A 13,697-nucleotide genomic window follows, 5' to 3' on the forward strand; every position below is an offset into this window, starting at 1 on the left:
GTCCCCGTATGCCACGCGCTCTGTGGGGGCGGCTGCGGGTGCCGGCCGCGCTGGTGGTGCTGGCGGCCGTCGTCTACCAGGTGGGCACCTCGGCGTTCCTTCAGGCGCTGGGCAGTATCAATGCCCTCGCGGTACTGGGCACCTTCGCGCTGACGGTTCCGGCGACGGTCTTCAGTGCCTGGCGGTGGTGCCTGGTGGCCCGTCGGCTGGGCCTGGACCTGTCGCTGCGGACGGCCGTCGCGGACTACTACCGCGCGCTGTTCCTCAACGCCGTACTGCCCGGGGGCGTGCTCGGCGATGTGCACCGCGGGGTGCGGCACGGCAAGGACTCCGGGGCGCTGGGGCGCGGGGTGCGCGCGGTAGTGCTGGAGCGCAGTGCGGGACAGGTGGTCCTGGTGGCCGCCGGGGTGCTGGTGCTGCTGACCGGACCGGCCCTCACCCCGGTCATCGACGCCGTACGGGCCCCGCTGGAGGTCGCCGGGGCGGTGCTGTGCGCGCTGCTGGTCGTGGTCGCGCTGGGGCTGTGGCGGGGGCGCCGCACCGCGCGCTGGCGGCGGACGCTGACCGCGGCGGTGGCGGATGTACGCGCCGGCCTGTTCGCCCCCGACGTGTGGCCGGGCGTGCTGCTCCTGTCGGTACTGACGCTGGCCTGCCATCTGGGGCTGTTTTTGAACGCGGCGCGGGTGGCCGGTTCTTCGGCGCCACTGGCGACGCTGGTGCCGCTGCTGCTGCTCGCCCTGCTGGCGATGGCGCTGCCGGTGAACGCCGGCGGGTGGGGCCCGAGGGAGGGCGTGTGCGCGCTGGCGTTCGGCGCTGCCGGGCTGGGGGCCCGGCAGGGGCTGTCGGTCTCCGTGGTGTACGGGGCGCTCACCCTGGTCTCCAGCCTGCCGGGCGCCGGTGTGCTGCTCTTGCGCTCACTGGCCGCCCGGCACGGCGCGGGCGGCCGGCTCAAGTGCGAAGAGCGTGTCGTCGCCGAGCGGGAACGAGCGGACCGCCGGGCGTAGCGCGTCGTCCATGCGGTTTGGCCCGCAAAAGCGCAATCCGGGCACACCGTCACCGATGAGGACGGGTGCGACGGTGACATAGAGCCGGTCGAGCACCCCGCAGTGCACGAAGCGGGAGACGGTGCGGCCGCCGCCCTCGACAAGGACCCGCCGCAGGCCGCGGGCGGCGAGGGCGGCGAGCAGTTCCCGGGGGTCGAATCCGCCGCCGCGGTACGGCATCTGAAGCACATCAGCATCAACGCCGCCATCGGCGTCGGTGTCGCCCTGCCCGCCATCGCCCACCACGCGCAGCGTCCTGGCGTGGTTGTCGGTGAACAGCCGGGCGCCGGGCGCGGAGTGCAGCGCGCGGCCCCGGGGGTCGAGCACCACCCGCACCGGGTTGGGTCCCGGGCAGGCGCGCACCGTCAGCTGGGGGTCGTCCGCGACGACGGTGCCGGCGCCGACGACCACCGCGTCGGCCAGGGCCCGCAGCCGGTGCAGATGCAGGCGGTCCGCTTCTCCGGTGACGTAGTTGGAGTGGCCGGTGCGGGTGGCGATGAATCCGTCCAGGCTCTGGCCGAGCTGGGCGAACGCCAGGCGTGGCCCGGCCAGGCACAGGGGGGCGTAGAGCGCGGCGAGGCGGCGGGCCTCCTCATCGGCGCGCCGGCGCCACTGCCAGGTGCCGTCCGGCAGGCGAACGAGGCCGGCGGCCTCGGCCTGGGCGCGGGTGCGAAGGGTCAGCAGCCGCTCCCAGGCGCCCGCGGTCTCCAGCGGCGGCCGCGTCATCGGGAACTGACCTCCTTGAGCGCGTCCAGCACGGCGGTGAAGGAGTCCGTCAGCTGGTCCAGGACGAGCCGTCCCTTGTCGGCCGAGGCCAGTGAGGGGCGGCCGATGACGCCGGAGGAGGTGTAGCCGCCGATGCCGAGGGTGAGCAGGCGGGGGCGGTCGTCGCACAGGTGGTCCGCCGACTCGTAGCCGGGTCGCACCACTTGGGGGCGGGCGTGCAAAAGGACGGAGGTCTCCAGCTCCCCGGCGTGCATGTCGCTGCGCAGGAGCGTGGCCAGCCCGGCGCGGGCGGCCGCGGCCTCCCAGTCGGCGCCGCTGGGGAAGAGCGCCATCGGCCGCCCCTGGGCGTTGCTCTCCTGGACGGCGTTGCGCAGCACGTAATTGCCGCCGTGGCCGTTGACGACGACGAGCGCGGTGACGCCCGAGCGGCCGAGGCCGGCGGCGATGTCGCGAATCATCGCGTGCAGCGTGGGCGCCGAGATGCTGACCGTTCCGGGCCAGCGCTCGTGTTCGTGCGAGCAGGAGATGGTGACGGGCGGGAGGAGCTGGACTCGATACGCGGCGGCGATCCGGTCGGCGATGGCGCAGGCGATGAGGGTGTCGGTGGCCAGCGGCAGGTACGGGCCGTGCTGTTCGTGGCTGCCGACGGGCAGGAGCGCCACCGTGGCCTGGCGCTCGCCCGCATCGGCGGTGGTGTCCGACGGCAGTGTGTACGGGGCGAATTGATCCACGGGTATCCCCGTCTCTGTGTGGTGCGCGACTTCGATCACGCTGTCAGAGAGTACTTCGCACACCGCCGGCGCGAGGTGCCCCCTCTACTCGGCGATGGCCGTGCAGGCCGTCCACTGAAGGACCGGGATCTCCTCGCCGTCCAGGATGTGGAAGGCGTCCTGGTGGACGAAGTGCTCATAGCCGTTGCGGAATCGCTTCTTGAATGTCTCGGTGAGCGAGGTCGCGTACTGCACGCGCTGCTCGTCGGGGAAGTAGGCGGGGCCGCCGACCAGAACAACCTTGATTCCAGAATTGGTTCCAGACATGTTGCTTCCCTCCGTGTGCTGACTCATATCCTGACTCGGCCGTCTCGCGGAATACCGCATCGCATCCTGCGAGTACCCTGGTTTTCAAAGGGCGTTGACCAAGGATCATTCTTGATGTCCTTCGTCGAGCTGCTCTGCCTTGGCAAAGAGGAGTGCCGCGATCTCGCTGTCGGACAGCGCCTCCAGATCGCTCTCCCCGTTCCGGACGGGCGGTTCGGTGGGGGGTTGGGCCCGTGGCGCTACGGGCCTCGCGCCGGCCCCGGGCGCGGTCACGGACCCGGTCGCCGGGCCGGCTTCCAGCGCGATCTCCATGCGTTCGGCGAGGAACGGCACCAGCGCCTCGATGGTCGGATACCGCCAGCCGATCGTGGCCGGGAGCTTGATACTCAGCGACGTCTGCAACCGGGCACGCAGCTCCAGCGTCCGCATGGAGTCGAATCCCAGGCCGGCCAGCGGCGCCGCCGCATCGATGGGCGCACCCTGTGCGTCCAGCACCTCGGCGGCCAGCCGTGTGACATGCGTGACGAGCACGTGCCGGCGCCGACGGCCTGGCTCGACCTCCAGCAGCCGGCGGCGGATCTCGTCCCCGTCCGCGCCGGCGGTGCTCGTGGGGACGGCGCCACCGCGCTGTGCGGTGGCCGTGCGGCACCACACGAAGAAGTCCAACCGCAGTTCAGCGGCAGCCTGTTGCAGCTGCCAGGCTGCCGGGGTCGGCAACCCGGACCGGCCCTCCGGGGAGCCGGCGACATGCACGGCCCCCGCCAGCGGCGGCATGAAATCCGCCACTTGGTCCAGTGCGGCGGCCGCATCCTGGGGCGTGACCGCATCGGCGGCCAGCACTTCGACCTGGACGCGTCGGGAGCGCAGCTCCTCCCACGCGGCGTCGTCGCCGTCCGCCACGCCGTGGCCCACGAGCGCCAGGTGCCGGGCGCCTTCGTCGGCCAGCCGGCGGGCGGCCTCAAGGCCCGAAGTGCCGGGCTCGCCGGCGATGAGGTAGGTGCCGGCGGCACTGACAGGAGTGTGGCCGGGCACCAGCGTGACCGTCTCGTCGCCAAGCGGAGTGAGCACCAGCTTTCCGACGTGCCGGGCCTGTGCCATGCGGGCGAAGGCCGCCCCCGCCTCGGCGTAGGGAAAGGACGTGATCGGAAGCGCCTCGAACTGCCCGCTTGCGAAGCCGTGTCGCACCATGTCGAACAGCTCGTCGACGATCTGCGGCTGTTCCCACAGTGTCTTTTCCAGGTCGACGGCGAACAGTGAGCGGTTGTCTTTGAAGAACCCCAGCCCGATGGGGCTGTCGTCGTAGATGTCCCGCTTGCCGATCTCGACGAATCGCCCGCCCGGCGCCAGCAGCCCCAGGCTGTGCACCAGCGCCTGGCCGGTGACGGAGTTGAGCACCACATCGACGCCGTAGCCGCCGGTCAGGCGGCGGATCCCGGCGGCGAAATCCAGGGACCGCGAGTCCATCACATGATCGGGGCTGACGCCCAGTTCGTGCAGCATCCGCCGTTTCTCCTCGGTGCCGGCCGTAGCGAAGACCTCCGCACCGCACCGCCGTGCCACCATCAGTGCGGCCAGGCCCACTCCACCGGTGGCGGAGTGGATCAGCACCTTCTCGCCCTTGCGCAGCCGGGCCAAGTACTCCAGCCCGTACACGGCGGTGAGGAAGGCCACAGGGGTGGCGGCCGCCTGCTGGTCGGTCAGGCCCGCCGGCCGTGACGCCACCAGGCGTGCCTCGGTCGTGACGTACGCCGCCAGGCCGGAGGTCGCCACCGCCATGACCGGGTCCCCGACGTGGCGGCCCTCAACCCCTTCGCCCACCGCAGTGACGCGGCCGGCGCACTCAATGCCGAGCGGAACCGACCCGTGGGCACCGGGGTATGCACCCATCGCCTTGAGAACATCGCTGAAGTTCAGCCCGGCCGCGGTGACCTCGATCTCGACTTGCCCGGGGCCGGGAGGAGTGCGCCGCCACACGGTCGGCTCCAGGCTGTCCAGGATTCCGGGCTGCAGCGCCAGGACGCGGTGGTTGTCATCCTGCCCCGCCTCGAACGGCCGCCGCCACACTTCCTTTTCGGCCGGATCGCCGGAGCGGTGCGGGACGAGGACAGGCGTGCGACGGCCTTCGCCGCGCAGCACCACGTGCTCCTCGCCGCGGTCGCGGGTGCGCAGCAGTTCGTCGAGGAGACGGGCGGCCTCGTCATCGGCGGGCAGCGGGTCCAGGTCGATGAACGCGGGGAGCGGGGCAGCGTGCTCGGCCGCGGCCGCCCCGGCGAGCGCCCACAAGGGGGCCGGGGCGCCCGGGGAAGGCGCGTCCTGTCCAGCCACCTGTTGCGCACCACGGGTCAGCAGCACCAGCCGGGGCGCGCCGTCCACCCCGCCCCGGGCGAGCGCCCGGATGAGGCCAAGTGCCGAGGAGGTACCCGGCAACGGATGCTGACCTGACGGGAGTCGGCGGGGCTCGTCGGAGCCGAGCGGGAAGTCGTCCAGGCTCCAGGCGTGCACAACGCCCGCACAGGGCTCCGCATCCTGGGTGCGCAGCTCCTCGAAGAGAGCAGCGAGGTCCTCGCGCCGTAGCGGGTCGATCTCGAAGTGGGCGGCGTCCAGCCGCCGGTAGCGCTCCCCCGCCCGTACCGTCACGCAACGGCCGGAACGGGCGGCCAGTTCACCGGCCAGCGTGTCCCCCATTCCGGTGCGGTCGGCGAACAGCAGCCACCACCCGGGACCCGCCGCACGCGCCGTGCCGGTGTCATCGGCCTTCTGCCAGTGCACCTCGTGCAAGTGCTCGGCGTCATCGCTTTTACCGCCCGCCTCGGGCCGGTTCGGCTGCACACCGGTCACACCGGCCGCCGGGGCGGCGTTCACCGCGGCGGCCGTACGGTCCGCGGGCTGGGGGGCGTAGCGCCGGCGCTCCCACGGGTAGGCCGGAAGATCGGTCACGACGCGGGGAAGCTCCGCGGGCCCGGCACCATCGAGGTCTCCTGCGGGATCCTGTTCCTGCACCAGCACGGCGTCCGTGGTCGCGCCGGCTGCCAGCGCCTTGAGCGCGTCGAGTGCCAGCTCGCGGTCCGGGGCGCTCACCCGGGCGCGCCACTTGTGCCGGGCGCGCCCGAAGGTGACGGAGTACGCGAACGCCGGATAGCTGTCCGCGGGCAGTCCGGTCAGGCGGTGGTGCAGCCGCTCCGCCAGATCACGTACGGCCTGCGGTGTCTTGGCCGACAGCTCGAACCCCTCCACCGGTGTGGTGCCGGCCGGTGCCGTCGGCCCGGTGTCCTCGGCCGGGCCGAGGATGAGATGGGCGTTGGTGCCGCCCATGCTGAAGGCGCTGACCGCGACATGGCGGCCGTGCGCATCCCGTGGCCAGGGGGTGAGCTCGGTCGGCAGGGTCACGCCGGTGCCGTCGAGGTCGATGAGCGGGTTGAGGGTGGAGAAGTGCGCCAGTGGCGGCACCGCACCGTGCTGCAGGCACGCAACTGCCTTGAGTAGCGCGGCGATGCCGGCCGCCGACTCCAGGTGGCCCATGTTCGCCTTGACGGTGCCCACGGGCAGTGGGGCGCCGACGTTCTTGCGGCCCAGCGCGGAGACGATGGCCTCCATCTCGATGGTGTCGCCCAGCGACGTGCCGGTGCCGTGCGCCTCCACCAGGCCGATGTCGGCCGGGGCCAGCCCCGCGTCCGCCAGCGCCGCCTCCATCAGACTGATCAGCGAAAGCACATTGGGCGCGGTGAATCCGGTCGAGCGGCCGTACTGGTTGACCGCCGAGCCTTTGAGTACGCCCAGGACGCGGTCCCCGTCACGCCGGGCGTCCGCCAGGCGCTTGAGGACGATCACTCCGCAACCCTCACCGCGGGCGAAGCCGTTGGCCCGGGCGTCGAACGCCTTGCACTTGGCGTCCGGTGCCAGCGAACCCAGCGCGTCAAGCTGCTTGGTCATGTGGGGGGACAGCGCGAGGTTGACACCGCCGGCCAGAGCCACGTCGCACTCCTTGCGGGCGAGCGCCTGCCGGGCGAGGTGGACGGAGACCAGTGACGAGGAGCAGGCGGTGTCCACCGCGATGGCGGGCCCTCCCAGCCCCAGCTCGTACGCGAGCCGGCCGGCCGCGAAGTAGTGCCCGTTGCCGGTCGTCCAGTGGCGGTCGGGGTCGCCGTCCAGCCAGTGCCACCAGTCGTGGTTCATGATGCCGACGAACAGGCCGGTACGGGCGCCGTCGAGGCGGTCGACGGGCAGCGCGGCGGACTCCAGCGCCTCCCAGGCGACCTCCAGCAGCAGCCGGTGCTGCGGGTCCAGGGCCGCGGCCTCCTCGGCACCCATGCCGAAGAACGCGGCGTCGAAGTCCATGACCTCGTCGAGGAATCCGCCACGGGACCCGAGCCGGTCCCACTCCGCGGCGAAGGGTCCCTTGCGCTGTTCGGGCAGCGGCTGCACCAGGTCACGGCCCTCGGCCAGTGCCTGCCAGTACGAGTCGAGGTCATCGATGCCGCCGGGGAACCGCAGCCCCGTGCCGACGATGGCCAGCGGCTGGCTGCCACCGGCCTCCTCCAGTTGGCCCCGCAGCTTCTTGACCGTGTCCAGCGCCCTGCTCAGCGGGGTGGGGGCGGCGGTGTCGGGCGTGACGTCCATATCCATCAGTCCTTGTCGTCCTCGGCGGCCGGGGCGGCGGACAGCTGCTCCGCCAGGACACCGGAGAGAGCGCGTGTACTGCCGTAGGTCCACAGCAGCGTGGGCGAGAGCTTGAGGCCGAACGCCGCCTCGAGCCGGTTGCGCAGCTCAAGGCCCATCAGCGAGTCCAGGCCCAGCGCCTTGAAGGGGGTGTCCCGGTCGATGGCCCCGGTCTCCAGGCGCAGCACCCGGCCCGCCAGCTCCCGCACCGTGGTCTCCAGCAGCTCGGCCCGGCGCTCGGGCGTGGTCGCGCGCAGTTCGGCCAGGAAGGCACGGCCGGAACCATCCGCGCCCGGTACGTCCTTGGCCGCCTCCCGCAGTGCACTCCAGCTCGGCAGGGCGGCGGTGTCCGGATACGCCTCGAACCACTGGCGCACATTGAGCGGTACATAGGAGACGACCTGCTCCTCGCTGGTCAAGAAGCGCTCCAGCGCCTGCCACGCCTCGTGCGTGGTGATGCCGTCCATGCCGCGTTCCGCCAGCCGCGCGCCGCGGTTGGCGTCCTGCGCGGCGAGCCCGGCGTCGGAGAACGGTCCCCACTGCACGCTCAAACCGGGCAGTCCACGCCGGCGGCGGGATACGGCCAGTGCGTCCATGAAGGCGTTGCCCGCCGCATACGCCGCCTGGCCCGCGTTGCCGAACAGGGCGGCGGCCGAGGAGAACAGCACGAAGAAGTCCAGCGGGTCGCCTGCCGTGACGGCGTCGAGGTTGCGGGCACCGGCGGCCTTGGGCGCCAATACCCGTCGCAGCTGCTCGGGCCGCAGCTTCTGGATCGTGGCGTCATCCAGCAGACCGGCGGCGTGCACCACTCCGCGCAGCGGCGGCAGTTGGGCACGCACCCGTTTGAGCGCCTCCTCGTCGGCGGCATCGGCCTGGAAGGTGTCCACGCGTACCCCGCCAGTCCGCAGCGCCTCTATGCGCGCGACGGCCTCGGGGCCCGGCGCGGAGCGGCCGACCAGCGCCAGCGCACCGGCTCCCCGCCCGGCCAGGAACTCGGCCAGGGACAGGCCGAGCGCCCCCAGACCACCGCTGATCAGGTACGTGCCGTCGGCACGGAAGCGGCCGCCCGGCATCGGCTCCGGCGCCACCGGGCCCGCGGAGTCCGGTTCGACGAGCACGGCCGTACCGATGCGGCCGCCTTCCGACAGCGCGCGCCATGCCTGCGGCGCGTCGCCGAAGGAGTACGTCGTCACCGGCGGCGGAGCCAGCCGTCCTTCCGCTACCAGCGCCCAGACCTCGGCCAGCAGCCGCGCGAACCGCTCGGGCCTGCGCACGATGAGTCCGGCCAGGTCCACGGAGACGAAGCTGATGCCCTTGCGGAACGCAGCCAGGCTCACCGAGTGCTTCTCCTGCCCATCCCGCATGCCGACGTCGAGGAAGTGCCCGTCCTCTGCCAGCGCATCCAGGCCGCGCTCCAGGGCCGCGCCGGTGAGGGAGTTGAGGACGGCGTCCACTCCCCGGCCTCCGGTCGCCTCGCGCACACCATGGACCCACGACAGGTCACGGGAGTCGAAGACGCGCTCGATACCCAGCCGGGTGAGATGATCCCGCTGCTCCGCGCCCGAGGCAGTGGCGATGACCTCGGCACCTAGCACCCGTGCCACCTGGACCGCCGCCAGGCCCGGCCCGCTCGCCGCCTCGTGGATCAGTACGGTCCTTCCCGCGTCCAGCCCGGCCACCTCGTGCAGCGCGTACCAGGCGGCCGTCAGCGCGGAGGGCAGTGCCACGGCAGCGGTCTCGTCCAGGTGTCCAGGCAGCGGACGTATGTGGTCGGCGCGGAGGATCTGGTGCGAGGCAAGCGCACCGGGCGCGCACCCGACCACGCGGTCGCCCTCCGCGAAGCCGGTCACGCCTTCGCCGACACGGGTCACCACACCTGTCGCATCCAGGCCGTAGATCTCGCCGGAGCTTTCGGTGAAACGCGGGACATCGGTGGTGGCCACCGCCGCGGCGCGCACGGCGATCTCGATCTCGCCGGGGGCCGGCGCCCGCCGCCCCAGCGGCCGGCACTCCAGCGGCTCCGGAGCGCTCAGGCGGGCAGCGGCCAGCCGGAACGGCTGCGGCGGGGTGTGCCAGGCGGGCGCCGACCGCGGATCGGCGGAGCCGTCCGGGCCACGCAGCAGCCGTCCGGCGAAGCGGTCCGGGCCGCGCAGCGCGACCTGGTCCTCCTCCTCCCCGGCAAGCAGTTCGGCAGCGCAGTCCGCCGCCCATCCCGCCTCGCCCGGGCCAAGGTCGAGCAGCAGCGGCCGCAGCTCCGCGTGCTCGCGGCGCAGTACCCGGCCGAAGCCCCAGTACAGGGCGGAGCCCGCGTCGGGCAGGTCGGCGGCGAGCGCCGCCTGCGCGCCGGCGGTGACCACGGCCACGCGCGGCGGCGTGGGCAGCTTCAGACAGGCACGCACCAGTGCGACCAATTCGAGCAGCCCCTCGCGCTGTGCCTCCGGGCCGTCGTCGGCCCGTGGCGCGAGGAAGGCGACGCCCGCCAGCTCACCGGCAGCACCGAGACGTTCGGCCCACACCGCCTCGTTCACCGCGTCGTCCCCGCTGACCACGGCCGTGGTCGTGCGGGCGCCGAGCGCACCCAGCGCGCCGGCCAGAGCACCGGCCGCATCGGTACCGCCGCCGGGTGCGCACACCGCCCACGCACCGGGCACGGTGCCCCGCGGCTCCGTGACGGCACGCGGCCGGGGGGTGAAGACCAGGCGATGGATACGGTCCGTCTCGGCGCCCGCCACCTGGGCGGTGACGGCCAGCGGCGTCAGGCGCAGCCCTTCCATCACGAGCAGGGGCCGACGGTCGGCGTCGTAGAAGTACACGTCGAACAGCAGGTGGCCGCGGCGTACCGCGTGCGACCACACCCGCACGGCCGGCTCGGCGAGATCCTGGAGCAGGTGAACCCGGCGCACTCTGGTCGGCACCACGGCGTCCCTCTCCTCGGCGAGAGGCAGCGACACCTGCATCGCACCGTCCCACAGGGCCGGGTGCAGATCGCGGGCCCGGGCGCCGGCCAGGCACTGTTCGCTCAGGTGCACCTCGGCCAGCGTCTCGCCCTCGCCCCGGCGCACGCCGTTGACCCCACGGAACGCCGGCCCGTAGTTCAGGCCCTTGGCGGCGCAGGAGGCGTAGAACTCCTCGGCCTCCATCAGGGAGGCCGCCAGCAGGTGTTCGGGGAACTGCGGCGCCACCACCTCATGGGTGAGCTCGGGCGGCAGAGCCCGGGCGACGGCGTGTTCGGTCCAGGCCGTGGCTCCCGGCGGCAGGGAGGCGAGTGTGAAGGACCCGCCTTGGGCGGGCTCGTCACGCCACTGGACGCTGACCCTGGCCACGTCCTCGCTCAGGGTGAGGTCGCTGCGGAACACGATGTCAGCGAGCGCGCCGGGGAGGTCTCCGGTGTGGGCAAGTGCCGTGCGTACGGCGAACGCCAGCATCGCGGCGCCGGGCAGGACGACGGCGTCGTGCACCCGATGGTCGCGCAGCCAGGGCTGGTCCTCCAGCGCCACCTCCAAGGTTCCCGTCCAGCGGTCCTGTTCGGTCACGGACGGGGCCAGCACGATCTCCAGGCCGGACTGCCGGGCCCCGCGGCGGCCGAGCCGGACCCAGTGGGCGGTGCGCTGCCAGGGGTAGCCGGGCGCCGGGGCCCATGCCTTGCGCGGCAGGGAGTCAAACGGTGCGAGTCCCGCCACATAGGCACGGGCGAAGGACTCGCGCAGATGCCGCGGCGATCCGCTGTCGCGCCGAAGGGTGGACAGTACCCGCGGGGGAGAGGTGCGCTGTGCCGCCAACTGCTCAATGGCCGGGGTGAGTACGGGGTGCGGGCTGATCTCGACGACATGGGTGACGCCGTCGTCGAAGACCTTGTCCAGTGCGTCGGCGAACATCACCGGGCGACGCAGGTTGTCCACCCAGTAGCGGGCGTCGAGCTCACCACCGCCCAGCGTCGTCAGCCGCACCGTCGACAACAACTCGATCGTGCCCTGGCGGGGGGCCACCGGGCCCAGTGCGGCCAGCAGGTCCTCCTCCAGTTCGTCCATCTGCGGGCTGTGCGAGGCGTAGTCCACGTTGACCAGGCGGCAGAACGTGCCCTCCGCCTCCAGGATTTCCTTCAGGACCTGAATCAGCTCGCTGTCGCCGGACAGCACGCAGGAACTGGGGCCGTTGTTCACCGCCAGCGACACCCCGTGCTCGAAACCCTTGATGGCCGCCCGGGCGCTTTCGACGTCCAGATCCACGGCGAGCATCAGGCCCTTGCCGGACGTACGGCGGGCTATCGCGCTGCGCCGGGCCATCACCAGCGCGGCGTCCTCGTAGGACAGCGCGCCGGCCACCGTGGCGGCGGTGACCTCGCCCTGGCTGTGCCCGATGACCACGTCCGGCTCGACGCCTGCTGCCCGCCACACCTCGGCCAGGCCCACGGAGACGGCCCACAGGGTCGGCTGGAGCATGTCGATGCGCGAGAGCCACTCCTCACCGGCCTCGCCGGCCACGATCTTGACGAGGTCCCAGGGGAAGTGCGGCTCAAGCGCCTTGGCACAGCGGTGGATCACCGCGGCGAAGACCGGGTCGGCGGCGAGCAGTTGGCGGCCCATCTCCGGCCACTGCGATCCCTGTCCGGGAAAGACGAAGGCGACACGGCCCACTTCCTCAGCGGCCCGGCCGCTGACCACATCGGGAATTTCCTCATCGGGCTCGGCGGCGTAGCGGGTGAGCCGGTCGCGAAGCTCTTCGGGGCCGGTGCCGGTGAAGGCCGCCCGGAAGGGGAAGTGGTCGCGCTGCCAGGCCAGAGTGCCCGCCAGGGCGGGCAGCGACGCGGCACCCTGGGCGAGGGCCTCGGCCACCCCCAGCGCCCGCTGCTCCAGCGCCGCCTGCGAGTGCGCGGACAGCGGCAGCACCAGGTGTTCTCCCGCCGTCCCGGAGCGCGGTTCGCCCCGCTCGGTGGGCGGTGGGCTCATCACGCAGACATGCGCGTTGGTGCCGCCCCATCCAAAGGAGCTGACCCCCGCGAAGAGCCGCCCGTCGGCGGGCAGCGGGAGCCTCTCGCGCACCACGTGCAGATTCAGCTCGTCGAAGGGGATGTCGGGGTTGAGGACCTCGGAGTGCAGGCTTGGCGGCACCGTGCGGTGCTTGAGCACGAGCATCGCCTTGACCAGGCCCGCCATGCCCGCACAGGCTTCCAGGTGCCCGATGTTGGTCTTGACCGACCCGATGGGCAGCGGCCCCATGGCGCGACTGCGCGACTGCGCCAGGATGTGGCCGATGACCCCAGCCTCGATGGGGTCGCCGCGCTTGGTGCCGGTGCCGTGGGCCTCCAGGTAAGCGACCTCGTCGACGGAGATGCCCAGTCGGCCGTACACACTGCGCAGCAGGTCTTCCTGGCCGGCCGGGTTCGGGGTGACCAGACTCTCCCCGCCGCCGTCGTTGTTGACCGCCGTCCCCGCGATGACGCCGTGGATGCGGTCGCCGTCCTCCAGAGCGCGGGCGAGGGTCTTCACATACAGAGCCACCACGCCCTCGCCGCGGACGAATCCGTTCGCGGAGGCGGAGAAGGTCTGGCAGCGGCCGTCGGGGGACAGCCCGCCGAAGTGCGTCAGGCCGATCATGACGTCGGGGGTCAGCATCACGTTGACTCCGCCCACGACGGCTGCGTCGATCTCCCCCTGCCGCAGGGCCTGTCCAGCCAGGTGCAGCGCCACCAGGGAGGATGAGCAGGCGGTTTCGACGGCCATGCTCGGGCCGGTGAGTCCAAGGAAGTAGGAGACCCGCGCGGCGATGACGTCGAGGGCGGCGCCGACCGCGCTGTGCTGGGTGGCCCCGGCCCCGCGGTCCCTGCGCAGGGTCTCGTAGTCGTGCCACTGCGCTCCGACGTAGACACCGGTCCGCGAACCCGCCAGCGAGTCGGCCGGTGTTCCGGCGTCCTCCAGAGCCTGCCAGGTCGTCTCCAGCATCAGCCGCTGCTGAGGGTCCAGCGCCTCGGCCTCGCGGGGGGAGATCCCGAAGAAGGTGGCGTCGAACTGGTCGATGCCGGAGAGGAAGCCGCCCACGGACTGGATTTGCTTGTGGGGGTCCAACTGGGCCCCGCTGTCCCAGCGTTCGGTGGGCACCGGCCCAATGGCATCGTGCCCGTCCAGCAGCCGCTGCCAGAAGGCGCCGATGTCGTCGGCTCCCGGGAAACGCCCCGCCATACCGACGACAGCGAGGAGCCGGGCCGGATCCTGGGTCACATGGTCTGCGTGCATTGCCT

General features: G+C 72.5%; 6 protein-coding genes. 1 reads left to right on the plus strand and 5 read right to left on the minus strand.

The window, feature by feature from the left end; translation table 11 throughout:
* Positions 1-8: 8 nt before the first annotated feature.
* Positions 9-1,004, plus strand: coding sequence for a lysylphosphatidylglycerol synthase transmembrane domain-containing protein (locus AC07AB_RS37540; RefSeq protein ID WP_478576567.1), 996 nt, complete (start codon positions 9-11; stop codon positions 1,002-1,004).
* Here the strand turns inward: AC07AB_RS37540 and AC07AB_RS37545 are convergent.
* From AC07AB_RS37545 to AC07AB_RS37565, 5 genes are all read right to left on the minus strand, one after another.
* The gene (locus AC07AB_RS37545) at positions 915-1,769 is read right to left on the minus strand and encodes a RibD family protein (protein WP_478576569.1); all 855 of its coding nucleotides are present in this window, start codon (positions 1,767-1,769) and stop codon (positions 915-917) included. The genes AC07AB_RS37540 and AC07AB_RS37545 overlap by 90 nt on opposite strands.
* Entirely contained in the window at positions 1,766-2,500 is a 735-nt protein-coding gene (locus AC07AB_RS37550; RefSeq protein ID WP_478576571.1) for a creatininase family protein, read from the minus strand. Before AC07AB_RS37550 ends, AC07AB_RS37545 begins: the two co-directional genes overlap by 4 nt.
* Positions 2,501-2,584: 84 nt before the next feature.
* Entirely contained in the window at positions 2,585-2,806 is a 222-nt protein-coding gene (locus tag AC07AB_RS37555; RefSeq protein WP_478576573.1) for a DUF5988 family protein, read from the minus strand.
* 105 nt (positions 2,807-2,911) lie between these two features.
* Complete coding sequence (locus tag AC07AB_RS37560; RefSeq protein ID WP_478576574.1) at positions 2,912-7,423, minus strand: beta-ketoacyl synthase N-terminal-like domain-containing protein; 4,512 nt, start codon at positions 7,421-7,423, stop codon at positions 2,912-2,914.
* A gap of 5 nt (positions 7,424-7,428) precedes the next feature.
* Positions 7,429-13,692 (minus strand): SDR family NAD(P)-dependent oxidoreductase, encoded by a 6,264-nt coding sequence (locus AC07AB_RS37565; protein WP_478576576.1) that lies wholly within the window; start codon positions 13,690-13,692, stop codon positions 7,429-7,431.
* Positions 13,693-13,697 lie beyond the last annotated feature (5 nt).

It is taken from the genome of Streptomyces sp. NPDC044033, assembly GCF_056434425.1.